Consider the following 20,119-nt stretch of genomic DNA (forward strand, 5'->3'; position numbering starts at 1 on the left):
ACCTCCCTCTAAAAATATTGTTCCAGCCAAGCCTACGGCCTGGCATCCCGTTCCTTCAAAATGCTGCGGAAATAGAAGTACATCGCGATCAACGCCAGCACCAGCACCCCCGGCACCAGTAAGCCATCCCCCAGGTTGTTGAGGTAGGGATCGCACGTCATCAGGCCGGCGAAGATGGCGGCGGCCACGGCGATCGCCGCCACCGGCGCCACGTAGAACTTCACGATCACCGGCCGCGCGTCGCACCAGCGCACGTAGGCGAACACGGTGGCCGCCAGCGCGATCAACAGGATGTCGAGCGTAAAGCGCAGCGGCAGGCGGTAGCTGCACACGAACCGGCAGGCGAGGGCGTCGCGCTCGCCTGGCGGGTCGCGGAAGTGGTCCTGTATGCAATCCTCCAGCAGCTTGAGGTCGCCGCAGCGGGCCACGCCGTGCGCCGGTACCTGGGCTGCGTCCGGCTCCGGTTGCTTGGTGCCGGGCCAGAAACCGACGCCGCCGAAGTTGTCGTCGAAGTAGATCAGGTCGTCTTCCAGCTGGGCCCAGGCGATGCCGTTGAAATTGACGACCGGAACCATGCGGCGCAGCAGGGCGGCGCGCGCCTGGCCCATCGTGGCGTCCTCGACCTCGCTGCGCAGCTGCTTTTTGATTTCCGTGGTCGGCTCCTCAAGCAGCACCAGGTAGCGCGGCTGCACATACTGCCCGCCCTCGGGGATGCCGAACGCGTGTTTGAAATTGTGCTGCGCCCAGCCGTAAAGGGCCGGCTGCTCCGGCTCCTCCCCCAGTTGCAGCACGGACGACAGTTTTTCGTAGCCGTAGATGCCTTTGCCCATCTCCGTGTGCCGCAGCATGATGTTCAGGTCGAAACCACCCTCGGTCAGCCGGCGCCGCAGGTCGTTGATGAACTCCGCGTACAGCGCCATCGAGTCCTGGTCCGGCGGGTAGCCGTCGAAGTACAGCGTGACGCCGTCGCCGCGTGTCGGCACGCCGGTGGTGCCAAAGCTGAGCCACGGCACCGAGCGGGACGCCAGGTCCGTCATCGGCATGCTTAGCATGCGCACGATATTGAACGACAGCCTGGCCAGCAGCGCCTGCCTCACCCTGGGCTTCATCGCGCCCCACACGCGCCAGTCGGTGCGGTGGACGATCCAGTCGACCTTGACGCGGTGCCGCCGCGCCTCGCTGACGAACGCCAACTGCTCGGCGTTTTTACCGGTGAACAGGTCGTCGATCGGCTGCCCCGTCAGTCCCATGGCCAGGTCGCCGTTGTTGTCGAACGTCAGGCCGTAGTAGTTCAACCGGCTCATCAGGCTGAAGTCGGTCGGCTGGGGCGGGCCGCCGAGCCAGAACGGCAGGAAGTGGAATACCTCGTCCTTCGACTTGTCCGTGTTGCAGCCGCACATGTTCGAGGTCAGCAGAAACGGCTTGGCCTGCTTATAGTCGGGCAACTTGCGCACGTATGGCGCGATCAGTTTGCTGTAGCGGTTGTAGAGCTCCTGCAACGCGGCCGCGTCGGTGCCGCCCTGGTCGCAGTGCAGCCCGTCCCACAGCCTGTAGAGCCGGTCGCCGAGCCGCGCGCCATCGGCCTTGGCGCTGTCGACGCCGTCGGCGTTGACGGTGGCGCGCAGCGCGTCCATGTCCTCCTTGCTCAATAGCCTGGTCTTGCGGCGCATCCATTCCTCGTGCGGAAGGTGGGCCCGGCATGCGCTCAGGCCGATGCGCAGGCGCTGGACCATGGCTTGGTCGAACAGCGAGCGGCGCACATATTGCATCCCGATCATGTCGCCGAACATCTTGGTCAGTTGCGGCGGCAGCAGCGTGGGTTTGGCCAGGTCGGCCAGCAGGTCGTCGGTCAGTTCGTAGCCATCGTCGGTCTTGGCGACCCTTTCCAGCTGCGCGATGAGCGCGGCGGCGTCCTGGCCGGAAGGGCGCAGCGCCTTGCGCACATCCTCGGCCAAATCGGAGGCGGTGGCGTAGGTGAAGGCGGTCAGCGGCGCCAGCGGTTTGAGCATTTTTTCCGGGAAGACCGCCTGCGAGCCGATGGCCGCCAGGTCTTCCATGGTCAAGCCGTACCAATAGATCGCCAGCGGTTCGTCCTCGGTATCGACACCGTTGACCAGCGCGAAGTCGACCGCGTGATAGCGTTTGAGCACCGGCGGCAACAGCACCGGATCGACCGCCAGGCGGATGCGGTACAGCTCGACCCGGTCCGTCTGCTGGTCGATCCAGTGGCCGAATCGCGCGCTGACCAGATCGGCGCGCCATTCCGGACGCGCCTTGAGGCGCTCGGCGAATTTGAGCATGACGTCGACCGAGGCGTCGGTCAGGCTGCCGGCCGGGTCGAGGTTGTAGTAGGTCCAGAAGCGGGCGATGAACGATAGCGTGATCGGCCCCACCACCTGGTCCGACAGCGGCGCGCCGGTCTGCTTGTAGGCCGCCAGGTAGGCCGGGTCGTCGGCGAAGATGAACTTCAGCGCGCTCTGGATGTTCTTGCGCCGCGCCAGCTCGTATTGCTGGAGCACCTCGACCGACAGCAGGCGCGGCGTGGCCGCCGGCGCCGGCTTGGGCACTTGGACCACCTGGGCCACCTGGGCCGCCTGGAGCGGGTGGAGCGGCTGCACCGGTTGGGCCGGTTGGACGGCGACCGCCGGCGGCGCGGCGGGCGGCGTCGGATCGGCCGTGACGGCGGCCGGTGTGGCCAGCGCAAGCGCGAAGCCGAGCGCGGCGCGGGAGGGGAGGTGCCAGGAGGTATGTGGTTTCATAGGGGGCCTAAAGCGTGCGTCCTTCTTTGATGAATTCTTTCTTGATGGCGCGCAGCAGATCGTCGTTGGTGATGCGGATGCTCTGCCCGGGCTTGGCGCGGCGTTCGGCCCGGATGGCGGCGGAGACCGCCACGTTGAGCAGGGCGCCTCCGGCCAGCACGTGGGCGTCGGCCAGGGCCTCCAGGCGCACATCGGGCGCCAGGATGGTGCGGTCGGTGAACAGTTTCTGCCACAGCAGCGCGCGTTGCGGCCCGTCCGGCAGCGGAAAGTGGATGGCCGATTGAAAACGGCGCGCGAACGCCTCGTCCATGTTGGAGCGCAGGTTGGTGGCCAGGATGACCACGCCGGGGAAATCCTCGACCCGTTGCAGCAGGTAGGCGATTTCCTGGTTGGCGTGGCGGTCGTTGGAGGAGCTGCCCTCGGTGCGCTTGCCGAACAGCGCGTCGGCCTCGTCGAAGAACAGGATCCAATTTTTGTTCTGTGCCTGGTCGAAGACGTTGGCGAGATTTTTCTCCGTCTCGCCGATGTACTTGGAGACCAGCATCGACAGGTCGATGCGGTAGACGTCGACGCCGGCGTCCTTGCCCAGCAGCGTGGCGGCGAGCGTCTTGCCGGTGCCGGGCGGACCGTAGAACAGCGTGCGGTAGCCTGGCTTGACCATCCGGTCCAGTCCGAGCCGGTGCAGCAGGCCGGCGCCGCCCCGCATCCAGCTGCGGATTTGATCGAGCTCGTCTTTGACTTCGTGCGCCACGACCAGATCGTCCCATTCCATCGCCGTGACCATCCGCTTGGCCGGGAAGCCGGCGCCGAAGTCGGGCTTTTGCTGCTGGCCGGTGGTGAAACGTTGCAGGTAGGTGGGTTCGGCCACGATGGCGGCGCGCGGCATCGGTTCGCCGTGTTCCGGCGGCAGCATGCACACCATGTTTTTTTGCGCGAAGAAATGGTCCGGCTCGAACATCCGCATCAGCTCGAAGCGGCGCAGCTGGTCGTCGCCGGCGAGGATGAACAGCGCCGTCTCGCACGTGGGCAGGAAGCCATTGTGCGTTTGACCGCGCAGGCCGCCGAATTCGGTGAAGATGCTGTCGATCAGCTTGTTTCGCGTGAGCAGCAGGTCCAGCGTTTGCGGACGCAGGCTGGGCAACAGCGCCAGCAGCAGGACGACCCGTTCGTCGGGGCTCATGCCGCCCGCGCCGCTTTCGCGCACGGTTTGGGCATACAGCGACGGGTCGTCGCTGACGTCGGGCGGCGTCGGCGCGGTTTGCCCCATTGCCGTGTCCTCGTGCGCAAAATAGGTTTCGATACGCTGGTTCAGCAGGCGCGTGAACCAGGCGATCTCGCGCTCCAGGCTCAGGGCGTTGGCTTGCATCGCGGCCGCGTCGATGGGGTTAGCGCCAGTTGACATGGACCGCCCTTTCCATCCACGGATGTTTGATGATCGAGAACGACCACGGCAGACTGTCGAGCAGCATGTCGAAGGTGCCCGGGTCGACGTCGAGGTACCAGGCATCGTCCTTCAAGTGCATGCGGCCGGTTCGGCGCAGGAAGGACTGGCGCAGGCCGTCGGGCGTGGTGTTGCCGATCTTTTTCCAGTGTTCGATGATGGCGCGCAGCATCATCTCGACGGTATCGCGTTCCTGGTCGGTGATGGCGACCTCGCGCGCGATGGCGGTCGCGGCCGGGACGCCGCACAGGATTTTGTTCAGGCCCAGCAGCGCTTCGGGGGTGTCGGACGGTCCGCCGACCACGCATTGCAGCAGGTGGACTGCGCGCTCGGCGGCTTCGGCGTTTTTGAATTGGTTCGCCTCGGTCAGTCCCAACGTGGAGAACAGGCGCGGCATGTAGGGGCCGATGAGGACTTGGCCGGCGTTGTCGACGATCAATGCGTCGATGACGATGTCGGGCTCGGCTGGCGTGCCGGCGGACGCGGGGCTGCGCCACAAGGTGCCAGTGGTGGTGCCGGCGCTGTTAGTCCTGGTGGCGGGAGGCGGTGGCGGGGCGGCCGGTTGGGCTATGCCGAGCTTGTTGTGTAAGGCCTCGTGCAGCGGCGCGGCGGCGCTTTCGTTGCGGCTCAACCAAGCGGCGAGGGCATGCGCGTAGGTGGCGGGCGTAAAGTTCTTGCCTTGGATGAAGAACCAGTCGAGGTCGAACTGGTCGGTCTCGAATTCCACACTCGACAGGGTGCCACCCGGCAGATGCTGGGCGGCGAGGGCGCAGACTTCGCTGGCGTAACGTGCTTTTGTTTGCATATCGGAGCCGACCAGCAACTTGATGATGTCCTGGATCATGGCTGGCGTCAGCTGTGCGATATCGTCGGCCGCCTCGCGCACCATGGCGGTTAGCGCCGCGCGCCGGGCCGGGACGTGACGGGCCAGTACCTGGGCCAGTTGGCCGCCGGCGGCGCGGCGGGGGGAGGCAGAATGGAGTTCTACGATCTCGGCTTTGTTGGCCAATGGGAGGGATGCGCGTGCGGACGCTGTTGGCGGTGCGGATGCCGACGCCAACGTTGCGTTAGCCGGTGCCTGCGTTGTGGTAGCGGTAGCTAATGCCGCCACCGCCTCTGTCGTAGCCGCGACAGTTTCCGCATCCGCAGCATCCGCCGCATGGGCCACTGTCACATGGGCGGCGTCCGCCGCCGCATGCCTTGCATTCGCGACCGCTGCATGAGCAGCATCCAACGCCGCCGCATGGGCAGCATCCAACGCCGCCGCATGGGCAGCATCCAACGCCGCTGCATGGGCAGCATCCGCCGCTGCCGCTGCCGCTGCCGCCGTCGTCGTGGGTGCCATTGGCGCCGACAATTGGGGACGTGGCGGCACCGGTATAGCTGCCAGAGAAGATTCCAGCTTTGATGGCAATTCTGCCGTTGAACAAGCGGCTATTGGCCTGCGTTCCGCTATTTGCGGCACCACAGTCCGCGGGCTCGCTGTTGTCGGGGAACTCGGCGGAGGTACAAGGCGCGTGGCGGTAACGGACTTGCCGGTTTGGCTCGGCTCGGCAAGCTGACCGTAAAGCATATCCAGCGCTTCCAGATCGATTGGGCGACTCTCCATGATGTCCTCCAATACATGTAGCAAATAGGCGGCGGCAGACGGACTGTGTTCAGCGTGCGCCGATATCGCTTCCATCATGAGATGACTGGAACCAGCGCTGCCGGAACCGGTGAGGGCGCCCAGCTGTTGTTCGATACGCCGCAGGATGCTGCTGGCGTCCGCCGTTTCGGCAGGCTGAATTGCCGGGTTCTCCGCGTGACCGATTTGCTCCTCGATGTGATCGAGGTCCAGTAATTGTTTGTCTCGCAGCGCGGCGAGGACCGCTTGCAAGAACGCCCCCGGATTCCGGCTTTCGGTAGCGTGCGACCGCACCGCCAGGGCGAGCAGTCCGGGGCGCCCGGTGGCCGGCGTCGCGGCGCTTCGCGCGGTCATCAGCGCGTTGACTTCATGCCATAGGGCTTCTGGCCATGATGTCGTCGCGGTGCTCGCGGCGAGGCCGGCAGCATCGGACGGTGAAATTGGCAGGTGCCGCTGGCCCACGTGATCGGATTCGTTGGAATCAGTCTTCGCTCCGCTTAAACGCGGCTCGCCCGGATCGCCGGAGATCGCTTCGGCGGTCACGACTTCGGCGGAGACGGCTCCGGAAGACATTGCTTCATCGGGCTCGGTGCCAGGGCCTGGCAATGCCCTGGGCGCGACGGAGCGCAAGATGTCGGGATTGGCGCCGATTTGTCGCATCACATCAAGGGTGGGTTGGACCAGCGCCGGGTCTGATACCAAACTGCCCCGCGCCTCGTCGGCGTTTAGCCATACCTGCCGAGGTAGGTCGGATTGCTTGGCAGACGCGGCTGCGGGCGATTCAGGGAGCCGAGGGCCGATGGCGGTTCGCTCCTCCCCGCTGGACGCGGCCAACGGCCTGTTTGTCCAAAGGTACTGCTGTGGTTGAGTGGGCCGATGTGACGCCCGCGTCGCATCGAATACGACAGATTGCGTCGGCGAGTTGGACAGGATGGCTTTAGGCGGAAGCAGGTGATCGGATTGCGCGCTCGCAGCGGTTGGCACGGAGATCTCGGCCGGCGCCATCGACCGCAAGGCATTGCTAAAGCCGTCCGCTTCAAACGCGGTGCTTGCCAGGTAGCGCAGACAACGTTGCCAAAGCAGGGGATCGTCCAGAGCATCCTCGGAAGAGGCCGCAATGGTTGATGGGGCCGGCGCACCGCCCTCGCTCGATTGCAGGGAAAGCAAAATACTTCGAGCCGGCGGTGCGGCCGCCACTATCATTCGCGTGAGGAGCGCTGGCGAAAAACGGGCAACGCGTAACCAGATGGCGGAACTGGCGCCGATTTGCCGCATTGCCGCGAGTACAAGCTCGCCGGGTGTCGCAGCCAGTGCAGAGTCGACCCGTGCTTGGTTGGCTTCCAGTAGCGCTTCACGCAGCAGGTCGACTTGCCCGGCATTTCCGGTCGCGTTCGGTTCAGCGATCGCCAAATCGGCAGCGTTTCGTTCCCCAGGCGTGGGCGGGGCTGGCCGTTCTTCTTGCGAAAGGTGGGGTTCAGAATGAGCGTGGTGGCCCGAAGCCTGCGTGGCGTGGGGTGCGGAGCTTTGAAGGGCCGATTTCAACACGATGGCGGACGGAACGAGCGGCGTAGCCGGCGCGGGCGCCGCCAGCGATTCGTCGGCCTCGGCAGCCGTGACCGGCCTCAAAGCCGTGCGAAACGAGTCGGGCTCGAAAGTCTTGCTCGCCAAATATATCAGGCAGCGCTGCCAGAGCGATGGATCGTTCAAGGCGGCCTCGGTAGCCTTGGTCCCGGTGTGAAGACCCGGCGCCTCGCCGTTTACGGATTGCAGCGTTAGGAGGATGTTTGTCGCTTGCGGCGATGCCGCCCACGTCAGTTGCAGCAGCAAAGTGGGCGGGAAATGGGCGACGCGGTGCCAGACGTCGGATCTGGCGCCAACGTCCCGAATCGCGCCGAGCACGGCGAGTTGGGACGTCCCCACCAGTGCCGAACTCACACGCGCCACATCCGCGTCCAGCAGGGCTTGTATGAGGCTGTCCGTTTGCGTAACGTCTTCAACCACGCTCGATAGGTAGGCGGTGCCTACTTCGGGGGCTGGCGCATCGAGCAAGATCGGATCGGGTGGCAGCTCGCTCAAGCCTTTTGGTGCCGGCGTTATCTTCGGTGCGGATGGCGCCGGGGAAGCAGATGGTATTGCGTCCGGACGGTGTTCCATGTCCGGCGGCGCCGTGCCGATTCGCCGAATGTTCGCGTTGCGTGCTGCCGTAATCGCCGACTCGATTTCTTCCAGATCGACAACTTGATCTTGACGCAGGGCCGCCGCGACGCGCTCGATGAAGGCCAGTCGGTCGGCGCTGCGGCCGGCGCTGGCCCGGATGGCGGTCAGCATCAGTGTGGCCCCAGCGCCGGCGGTTGCGGTGATGTGCCGTTCGATCGCCGTCCACAGGGTCTCGCCGGTTTCCTCTGTAGTTGCCGTCGGGTCGGGCTGCTTTGGCGGCACGGCATGGTGTTCTTGCTGCGTAAGCAATGGGTCCCCGGGGGCGGAATAGCGTTCGGCATCATCGGGACTAGATGACGCCACCGTTCTTGCAGGTTGCTGTAACGAACGCTGCTGTGAGGCGGAGGCCGAGGCGTTGGGCGCGGTTGCCGTGGCCGCCAGACGATCCGAGGCGATCGTCCGCAGCAGCGCAGCCGCTTGCGGCGCAACGGTGTTATTTGTATGTAGTGCAACAGCGATCGCCTCGCGCAGTGCGGTCGAGACCGGCATCGAAGCCACACTCGCAGCGCCTCCCAGCACATCCGTCAGCAAAATTTCCCAGAATTGCCGGAGATCGTAGCGACGCGCCGCGCCGGTGTTCCGCAAGGCGGCGTCAATGTCATCGAGCAGCGACAGCCACATGGCCGCCTTCGCAGGCGCTTCCACGCGCAGCACCAACCGGCGCAACGACGCTGGCTCGAACTGCTGCGCCAGGCGGCGCACTGCCTCCGGCGACGTCGCGCAACGGCGCAACAAGGCCTTTAGGTCGTCAGCAGCCGGCGAGGCCAGCGACAGCGCGAGCAGGCGTTCATGCGCCGCCTGAGTCGCCGCCCCGACGTTGCCGGGCAACACTGGAATCAATCCCCTGAGCAAAAAATGCTCCAGCGGCTCGCGTCTGACGGCCGTCGTTCCGGCTGTATGCCTGGCTGCCGTACCCGCCGACTGCCGGGCCGCCGGCTTGGCCGATCGCTCGGCCGCCTGCCCGGCTGAAGATCCGGCCATCAGCCCTGCCGAATGTTCGACCGCCAACCCGACCGCATGGTTGACCGCCGGCCCGGCCGCATGGCCACCTTGGGGGGCGCTGGCGAGCTCGTCGTCATGTCGCGCCAGCGCCTCGCGTAACAATCTTGCCAGCAGCGGCGGGATTTCAGCTGCGTAGTCGTGGGCCTCGCATTCGCCCAGATCAATATCCAGGCGCGCGATATGCCGATGGCGGCTGTCGTCTTCGCGCTCCAGCGTGTCGGCCAGCGTCGACAGCAGATATTCGCGCGCCAGTGCCATTAAATCGTCCTCCGCCATCGGCTGCGGTCGCGGATCGTCGCTCTCGAAGCTCAGGTCGAGATGCAGGTCGGCGATGCGGTGGGTCGTCTTCATCGCTCACACCCACCGGGCACGCGTGACGGCGTCGGCCGGCAGCGATTGCAGAAAACGCCGCAGGTAGGCCGACGCCTCGTCCAGTGCGCCGAGCCGCGCCTCGATGCCGGGCTGGTCCGCCTGCTCGGACGCGTTGACGACCGCGCGCAGCCGGTTCAGCCACCTGGGATACAGCGACTCGAACTGCTCCATGTCATCGTGGCCGAGCCAATAGAAATGGGGCATCACGTGCGCCGGCAGATTCAGCGAGACCGTCTCCTGTGCCAGCTTGCGGAACTCCGGCGACGCGAACCGTACCGTCCAATCCGGAAACACCACGCTCACCTGCAGGTTGTGGAAGTCGTCGTTTGCCGTCGGCTGGCCCGGCGCCGCCGCCTGGCGCGGGCGCAGCAGCGTGTGTTCGATCAGATGGAAGCCTTCACTCTTCATGTTCAGCAGGCGCAAACGGCGTTGTTGCGCCGGCGTCAACACCGTGACGTCGGCCGGCGCGCTGTTGCCGTCATGCGGGAAGGCCTGGTGCAGCAGCGCGCGCGGCACGCGCAGTTCGGGTGTGGTGGCGGGCGCGTCCAGGCGTTCCAAAAGCTGCGCGAAGGTGGCGCCGCCCGCATCGCCGCGCTCGACGATGCGCAGCCCGTGACGGCGCAGCACGCCGCACAGCGGACGGCAGCAGCGCAGGCTGTGCAAGCCGAGCAGAATGGCGATCTTGCGGTGCGCGCCGCTGACGTTGTCGGTGTCCCATGCCGGCAGGTCGTAGCGGAATCCGGCCGCCCGATGCTTGCCAAGCGCGGCGATGCGCACCAGGAACGCCCGCTTGTTCTCCAGCAGCCACGCACGCATGGCGCGCCGCGTCGTGAAATAGAAATTGAACTTGCGCAGCGATTGCTGTGTGTAGACTTCGCCGTACATGGCCAGCATGACGTCGAGCACGCGCTCGCGCCGGTCCTCGTGCGGGTCGAAGCACTGGCGGATCTGCTCGAGTTGGCGGGCGACGCCGTCCGGCGCCATCGTGTACAGCGATTCGATGTCGGGCAGCATGGCGTCGGTGATGGGGCGGGTGTAGTACGAGCGCCGCGCGTTGCGCTGGGTGGAAAACAGTTGGCCGATGTTGGCCAGGCCATGGACGTAGTTGGCCATCGTCTGCTCGAAGATGTACAGGTAGGCCTTGAGCTGGCGGGCGGCGGCGCGCGTCTCCGGCGGCGCGCTGGCGGGCACGCCGTAGGCATTGATGCCGTAGATGGCCGGGAACTGGTGCTGGATGGAATAATAGTGGTCCAGCGCCACGCCCGAGCCGCGCGGCTCGGTCACCAGGTGTTCGAGCGAGGCCTTGCGCTCGCGCACGGTGCGGCGTTCGAACTTGAGCTTGTTGAGGTGGGGGCGGGCGGCGTCGCGCAAGGCGGCGTTGGACACGGCGGGCGCGCCGTCCCCGCTAGCGTCGTCGGCATCGCCGAGCTCGGCCTCGGATTTGCTCATGAAGTGCAGGTTCAGGCGGCTGCCGTGCTGCTGATCGAGGGGGATGCGCGGCACCTCGCCCGGCGGCAGGTCGGTCGGATCGCTATCGAGCGGCTCGCCGTTTTCGTCCAGCACCTCGAGGCGGTGGACCTTGCGCACGCCCTCGATGCCGCGGATGACGCCGATCAGCCGCAGGGTGGAGATCGCCGCGTGCGCGTGGCGGCGGCCCTCCGCGCGGATCAGGCCGTGCTCGGTGAACGGACCGGAGAACAATTCGTCGAGCGCCGGCGTGTCGCCGGCCGCATGGTCGTAGTCGTGCAGTTGCAGGCCCGAGCCGACCTGCTGCGCGCATTGGAAGACGATGTCGGCATACACCTCGGCGGCGTCGCGCAGGCTGCGTACCTCGATGTCGCCGCCCAGGTAAAAGTTACGCGTGCGCAGCACGGTGACGCTGGCGATGTCCTGGCACAGCGCGCGGTTGGCGGCGAAGATGCGGCGCACCGCCGCCGGCGCCAGGTTGGCGCCGCCGGGCTCGTCGCACGCCTTGAGCTTGATGTCGACCAGGCCGGCGCCGAGCTGGTCGAACCAGACGTCGTCGATCTCGGGCACGCGGTCGTACAGCAGGCGGCGCCAGTCGTCGTCGGTGACCGGTTCGCTGGGAAAAATGTCCTGGGGCCGGTGCAAGGCGTGGCGCCGCAGGTCGATGGCGCCGTCGCCGGCGGCCAGGTAGTCCTCGTGCGGCAGCGACGAGCGGTAGGCCAGGTCGGTCAGCGCGTAGCACAGCTGGTCGAGGATGGTCACGCCGGGATCGTGGGCGTTGAAGTCGGTCCATTGCTTGCCCGCCAGCTCCTGCACGAAGGCCAGCCCGGCCTGCTGCAGGGCGGCAAAGTCGAGCCCGTCCGGGTCGGGCGCCAGGCGGCCGATGGTCAGCGGCGCGCTCATTCCGCACCGCCTTGCGGCTGGGTCAATTGCAGCCGCAGCGCCGCCAGCAGCCGGTGCACGCGCTCATACGGCAGTTGCGCCAGCGCGCGCAGCATCAATTCCAGGCTGTCCCGGTCGACCTGGTAGCGCCGGCCGCCGGCGCCGGCGGGGCCGGCGCCGTCGACGGCCTGCCGGTTGAGGTCGCCGATCAGTTCGAACACTGTCTTGAACGGCAGTTCGGCCAGTGCCTCGATCACCAGCCGGCCCTCGTCGTCGCGCAGCGCGATGTCTATGGTGTGCATCACTGGTCCCCCTGCCGTCCCTCGGGCGCGCACGCGTCCATGGCCGGATCGAACCACAGCTGCGTCAGGCAGACCTGGATGCGGGTGCGCTGCTTGTCCGGCGTACCCGCTTCCTCGAGCGGGCAGCCGGTACGGATCTGCAACTGATACGTGTGGCCGGCCGGTCCCTTTTCCTTGGTCCAGCGCAACAACATGCGCGTGCACTTGCTGCCGAAATGGGCCTGGTGGTAGGTGATCTCGTCCTTGCCGCCATGGAAGGTGTTGAGCGCGAAGGCGTGCAGCAGCGCGTAGCGGCCCGAGCCCTTTTTGCCGGTGCCGGCCATCACCTCGAAGGCGTGGCAGCCGGTCAGCGGTCCGGTCAGGTCGTGCCACTCGCCGTCGGCCAGCACGCCGGACACGGCGCGCCCGCTGCGGCCGTCGGCCACCATGCGTCCCTGCAGCTCCAGCTGAAACTGGCTCGACGGCGGCACCGGGTCGCCCGTGGTCGGCGCGAACGGCACCTCCGGCACGGGCCGCAGTTCCATCGCCTTGCTGTAGGCGCCGCCGTGCTGGCCGTCGGCGCCGTCGTCGTCGACGCCGCCGGTGCCGAACACCAGGCCGTTCCTGCCGGTGTTCATGCTGACCGACCAGATCGCGCTTTTGTGCGTGATGTCGCGGTAAAAGCTGATCAGGCGGCCCTGCTTGATCTGCCCGACCTTCAGGCCGTCGGCCTCGGTCTTGTCGAACTGCTGGTCGACGATGTTGAGCATCGACTCGATCAGGTCGCTGAAGGCGTTTTGCGCCGGCATCTGGCCTTGTTTGAACGAGCGCTTGAGCGACTCACGACTTTGCTGTGCCATCGTTGGCCTCCGGTGAAATGATGAATGTCGAACCGATATCGAGCGTGTGCAGGTTGGCCGGACGCGCCGGGCCCTTGCTGTCGCTGACGTCGATCAGGTGCTTGTCGATCGCCACGGCCACGCTCCACGGATACTTCCAGGACACTTGCGTGACGCCGTTGTGGGCCGTGTCGGTCAAGCTGTAGCCGCCGCCGGCGGCGGGCGCGACCCGCAGCAGCGAGCAGGCGCCGACGTCGGCGATATAGTCGAGTCCGATGATGAAGGATTCGACGTCGTGCTCGCGCAGGCTCCAGCCGAAGTGGACGCGGCCGTGGCGCGGGTCCCACGGCGACAGGAAGCGCGCCAGATCGTCGTTGAGGCGGGTGATGTAGCGGCCGCCGGCCAGCCCCGGTTTGAGCCGCACCGTGCAGCGCACCTGGATTTGCTCGTAGACGGGATGGCGCACGTCGACCACGGCCGCCGGCGGCGCCAGCGTTTGGACGAAGGCCTTGACCTGGGCCACCAGCAGGCCGTTGAGCTGGGGCATGCCGTGCGGCGGCGCGTCCGGTGGGAGCGGCGGCAACACGACGATCAGCACCCGGCCCGGACTGAGCCATTGTTGCGGGTCGGCGCCGTCCATGCACAGGTTGGGGAAGCACTTGACCTTGTAAATCTCCGGAAAGCGCTCCAAGATCAGCGATTCGTAGTCGGCCGGGGTGACGGCGCGGCCCTTGTGGCGCAGCCGTTCGGCGATGCGGGTGTGGCGCTGGGCGCGGTCCTCGACCAGGCGTCCGCCACGGCTGGCGATGATCTGGCTGACCTTGCCCAGGCCGGGGATCAGCGCGCGGCTGTGGCCGATGCTGCCGGCCGGCAGGGTCAGCAGCGAGCTCGCTTGCATGTCGGCGACCGCGCGGCGCACGCAAAAGCCCTGCGTATGGACGCTGTACAGGCTGCAAAAGCCGCCCAGCTTGCCGGCCGCGCCGATGCGCAGCCAGTACAGGCCGGCGGGCATGACGGTGTGCTCCAGGCCGATGTCGGACGGCACCCGCAACGTCACCACGCCGGACGTCATGAAGTTGCCGGTGCTGTCCGAGAGCACATTGTTGAGCGGCAGCGGCTGCCATTTGTTGCCGGACAGGTAGCTCCATTCGGCCGCCGGCGGCGCGTCCGGCAGCGCGTCGTTTTGCAGGTGGAAGAACAGGGTCAGCGCCGTGTCGAAGTCGCTGGCCGACAGGCCGATGTGCAGATAGCCCAGCTGCGCATAGCTGGGGATCAGCGTCGGGCCGCGCGCGCTGGCGACATCGACCGCCTCCCAGCCGTGCGGATGCAGGTGCAGCAGCGCGTTGTTCAAGCCGCCCGCCGGGGCGCCGCCGCCATGGTGCAGCGCGATGCCGGCGCGCGCCGTGTAGCCGGCGGTGATGGCCGACACCAGCGGCGTGTACGGCGCCTCCGGCACGCCGGCCATGAAGCGCCCGTCCTTGTTGCGCAGGCTGCGTTTCATCGCGTGCGCCAGCGCCTGCGGGTACTCGCGGTGGCCGAAGGCGAAGCGCGGTCCGGCCAGGGTGAATTTAAAATAGCCGTCGCGCGCCGCCGTGCTGTACGGCGCGCCGGTGGCCTGCGCGGGGTCCAGCGGGTGCAGGCGGCCGAGCACGCTGTCGCAGTCGAGCCGGGTGCGCTTGAGCAGGCGCCGGCTGGCGCTGCGCCGGTAGTCGTCGGCGAACAGGCGCAGCTGCGGCGCGCGGCTGTCGTCCGGTCCCCACACGCCGTCGGTCAGCGCCTCGACCCGGGCCAGGTATTCGTCGGTCGACGGCGGCGCGGCGTAGTCGCGGTAGTACTCGGCGAAACCGCCGGCCAGCTCGGGCAGCTCGCCCCATTCGAGGTCGAGGTGGAAGCGCGTCAAGTCCTTGGCGGCCGCCTCGCCGCTGCCGACGATCAGGTAGGAGCCGACCACCGGCAGCGGGCCGAATGGCTGGAACGGGCTGGCCGGGTCGAGCTGGCCGAGCTGGTTGTTCAGGCTGAGCTGGCGGTAGCCGCTGACCTCGACGGTGACGGTGGCCGCGCCCACGCCCAGGTCGCGCAGCAGGCCGTACGGGTAGACGTAGCTGTCCGGATTGAGCAGCAGGCGCATCACCGGCACCCCGGTCGCCAGGTTCTCGCCATGCAGCGCCGGGCTGTAGGCGACCACCGGCGGCGCCTCCAGCGGCAGTTCGCACTGCAGCGACAGCGTGAAGCCGGCGCTGCCGTAGCGCTCGCGCGTGTCCGGCGTGGACGGGTAGTACCAGGGCACGGCAATCCAGCCGGCCGGGCCGGTCAGTTCGATCTTGAACAGGCCGCCCAGGATGCGCAGCATCGTCGCCTCCTGCTCGATCTGGTCGACGACGCCGTTCGGCGCAGGCCGCGCCGCGCCTTCGCCGCCGCCGGCGGCGTCCGGTCCCGCCTGCGGCTGGCGCCCGCGCATGACCTTTTCCAGCCGGTCGAGGCGCGTCTTCAGCTTGCCGGAGGTGAAATGCAGCTCCAGCGTGATGCGGCGCCGGCCTTCGCGCATCAGCAGCACGTTGCTGGCGATGGCAAAGCCCAGGCGGGCGTCGCGCGCCGGCGCGGCCGGCGCGCCGTTCCTCGGCGCGCCCAGCAGCGGCAGCGGCGGCTGGCCCGCCGGCGGCGGCGCCGGCTGCCCGGGCGGCGGCGCGATGTCGCGCGTCCAGGCGCTGCTGGGCCAGGCCAGCGCCGCCGGCAGCGCGCCGCCCCGGTCCATATCGGTCTCCGGCGACACGTGCGGATCGCGGTGGAAGTACAGCGTGTGCAGCGCCTGGACGCGGGCGTCGCTGACGACCAGGCCGTCGTCGCAGAAATACGCCAGCTCCTGGCCGTCGCGCTTGGCGATGAAGGCGGCGCCGGCCGGAATCTCGACCTTGGCGCCGGCGGCCGCCGGCGCGGCCACCAGGTAGGCGTGGTCCGGCACCGCCGCCAGCCGGCCGGCGCGCAGCACGCGGTCGTAGTAGAAGTCGATGTGGCGTCCGGTAAAGCGGTTGAGCCGGGTGTCGAGGCGCTGCGCCATGCGGATGAAGGCGATCAGCAGCGCCGCGCCCGGCTCGTGCTCGCCGCTGACCAGCGACGCCGGCAACTGGCGGCGCGCCTCCTGCTGCACCATTTCGATGGCCTTGACGTAGGAATGGTAGCTCGAGCGCAGCTCGGACGGCCTGAGCGCGGCGTGGGCGCCGGGCGGCGCGCGCCAGATCGGGCCGAGCGTGGCGCCGGCCGCCGGCAGCAGCGCGGCGAAACCGGTGCGCTCGTCGCACAGGCTGGCGATCACGCCCGCCAGCAGCGCGTGCAGTTTGCGGCCCACCGCGCCGGGGGCGTTGGCCAGCGCCGCGACCCAGCCGTCGAGCAGTTCGGCGAGCGGCGCCATCGGCAACTCGCCGGCCTCGGCGTCCCAGGCGCGCGGGCGGTCGTCGCGGCGCTCGCGGCAGGCGTTCCACCACTGTTCGAAGCGGGCGTGGTGCGGCGGCAGGCGCGCGGCCAGCATGCGCGCCAGCACGAACGTTTCGTCGGCCGAGAAATACGCCAGCCAGTCGCCGTCGGGCCGGTTGTCGCCCTGGTAGAACGTGACCAGCGCGGCGTGGCCGCGCGCCATCGCCAGCAGGTCGGCGAACGGCATCTCGGCCAGCGCGAAGTAGCCGTCCTGCAGCGGCGCCAACCGGCGCCGGTCCTGGCTGGTGCCGTCGCGCACGATCAAGCGGCGCGCCGCCGCGTCATGGCTGGACATTGGTGCCCTCGATGAAGTAGAACGGATAGACCATGTTGCTGCGCGTATTGGTCATGCGCACCGTGTAATGCAGGCTGATGTCGAGGCGGCCGTCGGCGATGGCGGCGTCGCTGACCTCGATGTCGGTGAGCGTGATGCGCGGCTCGAAGAACAGGATGGCGCGTTCGATCAAGTCCTTCATCTGCACGATGACGCCATGGCTGACGTTGGCGAAGACGTGGTTTTTCAGCCCGCAGCCGAACTCGGGGCGCATGACGCGCTCGCCCGGCGCGGTCGACAGCAGGATGTGCAGGCTCTGGCGGATGTCGTCGGCGCCGGCCGTCATCGCCGCCGCGCCGCCGCTGCCGTCGGCGCGGCCGTTGCTGAACGCCGGCGGGAAGGCCCAGCCGCGGCCGAGGAAGGCGTGGTCGGGATGCATGGCGCTAACCTCCGATGAGCACGGTCGGACAGCCGAGCGTGATGGTGCCGCCGTGGGCGCAGGCGTCGCCCACCCGGGCCGCCGGCTGGCCGCCGATGGTGACCGTCATCGACCCCATGGCGATGGCGTCGGGCGGGCCGACGCACAGGCACTGGTCGCCGACGACGGCGGCCGGCAGCTTGCCGATCATCACGGTCGGCACGCCGGGCCCGAGCACGGGCCCGCCCACGTGCGGGATCGGCGGCAGTCCTGGGGTGACCATCGGGCATACGTGCATGTCGGTCAGGCGGGCGGCGGGTGGCATGGCGGTCCTTGGATTGGTTGGGTTGGCGCGGCGGCGCGGATCAGTTGATCGCCACCATGGCGCCCTTGACGGTGACCTGGCCGGCCGCCGACAGTTCGGCGCTGGAGGCGCCCTTGGCCACCAGCGACATCGAGGCGTTGCTGTTGATGTTGAGCGCCGATTGCTTGAGGTCGGCGCCGGCGGTGGACTCGATGTTGGCGCCGGCGTCGTGCGTGATCTTGCCGCCGGCCTTGATGACGACGTCGAACGGGCTGTCGAGCAGGATGCCTTTTTCGTCGAGCGCGACCTTGTTGCCGTTCTGGTCGGTCATGACGATGGACTTGGCGTCGTCGCTCATGACGACGGTGTTGCCGGCCGGCGTGAGCAAGGTCATGACCTTCTTGTCGTCGTCGAACTCGACCTTCAACAAGCCTTTGGTGACGATCGCCTTGATGAAGTTGTCGGCCGTCAGCGGGTAGGGCGGGGCGCGCTTGCTGCTGTACAGGCTGGCGAGCACGACCGGGTTGCCGGGATCGTTGTTGAAATAGCCGACCAGCACCTCGTCGCCGATCTCGGGGATGAAGAAGGCGCCCACCGTCTCCGAGCCGTAGGCGCTGGCCAGGCGCGCCCACACGCCCTTGGTCTTGTTCTGCGACACCGGCATCACCACCTGGACCCGGTGCTGGGCGGCGGGGTCCTCGTCGAGCTTGCTCACGACGCCGATGTGCAGGCCGCTGGCGCCCGGCAACAGCCCGGAGGCAGCCTCGGCGCCGCCGCCTGCGCCGCCCGCCGCCGCCGTCCATTCCGGCGCCAGGCCGAACTCGGCGTCGGTATACCAGTTGCCGTCGGCGAAGGTGTGTTCGACGGCGCTGACATACACCTGGCCGCTGAAGCGCGTGCCGACCCCGGCCACGCTCATCGTGGTGTCCGGCAGGGCCAGCGCGCTGCCCTGGAAGCGCATCGTGCCGCGCACCCGGGCCAGCGCCGCCTTCATCTGGCGCGCGCCGGCCCAGGCCTTGAGCGCGCCGGTGGCCAGCGGCACCGGGGTCTGCAGCCGCAGCGCGGCGACGCCGCCGACCTCCGCCAGCTTGGCCGCCGTCAGGTCGCCCTGCAGGCCCAGCGACGGCGGTTCGGCCTGTTGTTCGACCACCTGCTGGGTGGCCGGGTCCCAGCACACGCCGGTCACCTCGGCGTACTGGGTGCGGGCGTCGATGTCGGCCTCGAAGCTTTGCAGGTCGATGCCGTAGGTCAGCGTCAGCACCGGTTCGGTGGCGGTGGATGGCGCCTTGACCGTGACGGCGGCGTCGCCGGCCACCACCAGCAGGCCGTTGGCCTCGGCGCGCGCCAGCACGAAATCCCAGTCGCTGCTGTAGAACTGCACCAGGCCGTCGTAGACCGCCTCGGTGGTGGCGACCGTGGCGTCGACGCCGGCGGCCGCGAGGATGGCGCCGATGGCGTCGCCGTCGGTGGTGGCGACATGGTTGGCGTTGTTGCGTGCCAGGGTCAGCGGGAAGGCGGCGTGGCGGCACTCGATCACCAGCCGGCTGTCGTTGTCGCCGCCCACTTGCAGGCCATGGCGCACCACCACGCCGGCGAAGATCAGGGTGGCGGCGGCGCCGTAGCCGGCCTCGATCTCGATCTTAGCGCCCGGCACGAGGGCGTCGCCGTCGCTGAGCTCGAACTGCTGTTGCGCCATGTCGCCGTCGGCGACGATCAGGCGCGCCTGCGACAGCTTGTTGACGCCTTTGCCGATGACGAGCGAGATCACCCGGTACTGGTCGGCCAGCTTGGTGCCGTTGCTGCGGATGACAAGGTTGACGGGGCCGTCGGTTGCGGCCAGGGGGCTGGGAGCGGGCATGGCGGTGGCTCAGTTCAATGGCGGAAAGCGCAGCCGCATGCCGGGCTGGAGGTCGCGAAAATCGACCAGTCCGTTGACGCGGGCGACCGCGAGGTAATAGGCCGGGTCGCGGTAGATGCGGTTGCACAGCAGCGGCAGCGTGTCGCCGGCGCGCACGTCGACCAGGTGGGTCAGGTCGGGCGAACTGAGGTTGGCGCGCTTGATCATTTCCTCCACCGCCATGGTCGATTTCACCTTCAGCTTGACCTTGGCGCGCAACGGCTCGCCGCTCGGCTTGAACAGCGTGTAGTCGATGTCGATGGCGTGCACGACACCGTAGAACATCAGGTCGCCCCAGGCGAAGCAGACCACGTTCGGCTGGTGCTCGTTGCCGTTGACCTTGTAGATCAGCGCGAGCAGCTCGTCGATCATTTCATTGACGCCTTTCATGCCGACCAGGGCCACCACGCCGGTGCCGTCGAACACCAATTGCGGCAGCGTCAGCTCCTCCGACGAGATGAAGCTGAACCGGGGAATGCCGGTGGGCTGCCCCAGCGAGTAGCGGTCGCTGTACTGGACGCGCAGGTTGCGCGTGTAGCCGGACGGATTGATCAGCACCTCGAGGCCCTTGCTTTCGTCCGCCCTGGGGGGACTGCCGCCGATGACGGGGTAGATCGTCAGCTTCTGCTTCAACCCTGTGCTCAGGACGCCCATCTAGCGCTCCTGCCGTTGGTTGAGGGCGTCGCGTATCATGCGCTTGCACTCGGCCAGCAATTGCTCGCGCAACCGGGCGGCGGCGCGCTCGTCGACCGGTTGCGCCGGCTCGCCGGCCGCGCCGGCGGCCTCGTCGCCGCCGGCGCGCTGGACCACGGTGGACTTGATGTGCAGGTTCTGGATGTCGATCGGCATGATGATGGTGCAACCTTATAAT

At 67.9% G+C, this 20,119-nt stretch carries 12 protein-coding genes; all 12 read right to left on the minus strand.

Annotated features, from left to right (window positions below):
• Positions 1 to 32: 32 nt before the first annotated feature.
• The 12 genes from BMX85_RS12070 to BMX85_RS12135 are packed head-to-tail and all read right to left on the minus strand — an operon-like array spanning position 33 to position 20,097.
• The gene (locus BMX85_RS12070) at positions 33 to 2,759 is read right to left on the minus strand and encodes a hypothetical protein (protein ID WP_090317879.1); all 2,727 of its coding nucleotides are present in this window, start codon (positions 2,757 to 2,759) and stop codon (positions 33 to 35) included.
• A 7-nt stretch (positions 2,760 to 2,766) separates the two neighbouring features.
• Positions 2,767 to 4,161 (minus strand): ATP-binding protein, encoded by a 1,395-nt coding sequence (locus BMX85_RS12075; RefSeq protein WP_090317882.1) that lies wholly within the window; start codon positions 4,159 to 4,161, stop codon positions 2,767 to 2,769.
• The gene (locus tag BMX85_RS30055; protein WP_143067959.1) at positions 4,145 to 9,397 is read right to left on the minus strand and encodes a contractile injection system tape measure protein; all 5,253 of its coding nucleotides are present in this window, start codon (positions 9,395 to 9,397) and stop codon (positions 4,145 to 4,147) included. The genes BMX85_RS12075 and BMX85_RS30055 overlap by 17 nt, the downstream gene beginning before the upstream one ends.
• Before the next feature lie 3 nt (positions 9,398 to 9,400).
• The gene (locus tag BMX85_RS12095) at positions 9,401 to 11,788 is read right to left on the minus strand and encodes a hypothetical protein (protein WP_090317895.1); all 2,388 of its coding nucleotides are present in this window, start codon (positions 11,786 to 11,788) and stop codon (positions 9,401 to 9,403) included.
• Positions 11,785 to 12,069 carry a hypothetical protein gene (locus tag BMX85_RS12100; protein ID WP_143067960.1) on the minus strand — a complete coding sequence of 95 codons (285 nt, stop codon included), beginning with the start codon at positions 12,067 to 12,069 and terminating at the stop codon, positions 11,785 to 11,787. Before BMX85_RS12100 ends, BMX85_RS12095 begins: the two co-directional genes overlap by 4 nt.
• Positions 12,069 to 12,908, minus strand: a complete 840-nt coding sequence (locus tag BMX85_RS12105) for a hypothetical protein (protein WP_090317901.1) — start codon at positions 12,906 to 12,908, stop codon at positions 12,069 to 12,071. Before BMX85_RS12105 ends, BMX85_RS12100 begins: the two co-directional genes overlap by 1 nt.
• Positions 12,889 to 16,650: a baseplate J/gp47 family protein gene (locus tag BMX85_RS12110; protein ID WP_090317907.1), complete on the minus strand. Its 3,762-nt coding sequence runs from the start codon at positions 16,648 to 16,650 to the stop codon at positions 12,889 to 12,891. Before BMX85_RS12110 ends, BMX85_RS12105 begins: the two co-directional genes overlap by 20 nt.
• Entirely contained in the window at positions 16,637 to 17,068 is a 432-nt protein-coding gene (locus BMX85_RS12115) for a GPW/gp25 family protein (protein ID WP_090317909.1), read from the minus strand. Before BMX85_RS12115 ends, BMX85_RS12110 begins: the two co-directional genes overlap by 14 nt.
• Before the next feature lie 4 nt (positions 17,069 to 17,072).
• Positions 17,073 to 17,372, minus strand: a complete 300-nt coding sequence (locus BMX85_RS12120) for a PAAR domain-containing protein (RefSeq protein WP_090317913.1) — start codon at positions 17,370 to 17,372, stop codon at positions 17,073 to 17,075.
• Positions 17,373 to 17,412: 40 nt separating this feature from the next.
• On the minus strand, positions 17,413 to 19,209 hold the full coding sequence (vgrG, locus tag BMX85_RS12125; RefSeq protein ID WP_090317916.1) for a type VI secretion system tip protein VgrG: 1,797 nt from the start codon (positions 19,207 to 19,209) through the stop codon (positions 17,413 to 17,415).
• Positions 19,210 to 19,218: 9 nt separating this feature from the next.
• A complete protein-coding gene (locus BMX85_RS12130) occupies positions 19,219 to 19,902 on the minus strand; it encodes a CIS tube protein (protein ID WP_090317920.1) in 684 nt (227 codons plus the stop codon).
• Positions 19,903 to 20,097: a DUF5908 family protein gene (locus BMX85_RS12135; RefSeq protein ID WP_090317923.1), complete on the minus strand. Its 195-nt coding sequence runs from the start codon at positions 20,095 to 20,097 to the stop codon at positions 19,903 to 19,905.
• Positions 20,098 to 20,119: the final 22 nt, after the last annotated feature.

It is taken from the genome of Duganella sp. CF517, from assembly GCF_900110275.1.
GTDB lineage: Bacteria > Pseudomonadota > Gammaproteobacteria > Burkholderiales > Burkholderiaceae_D > Rugamonas.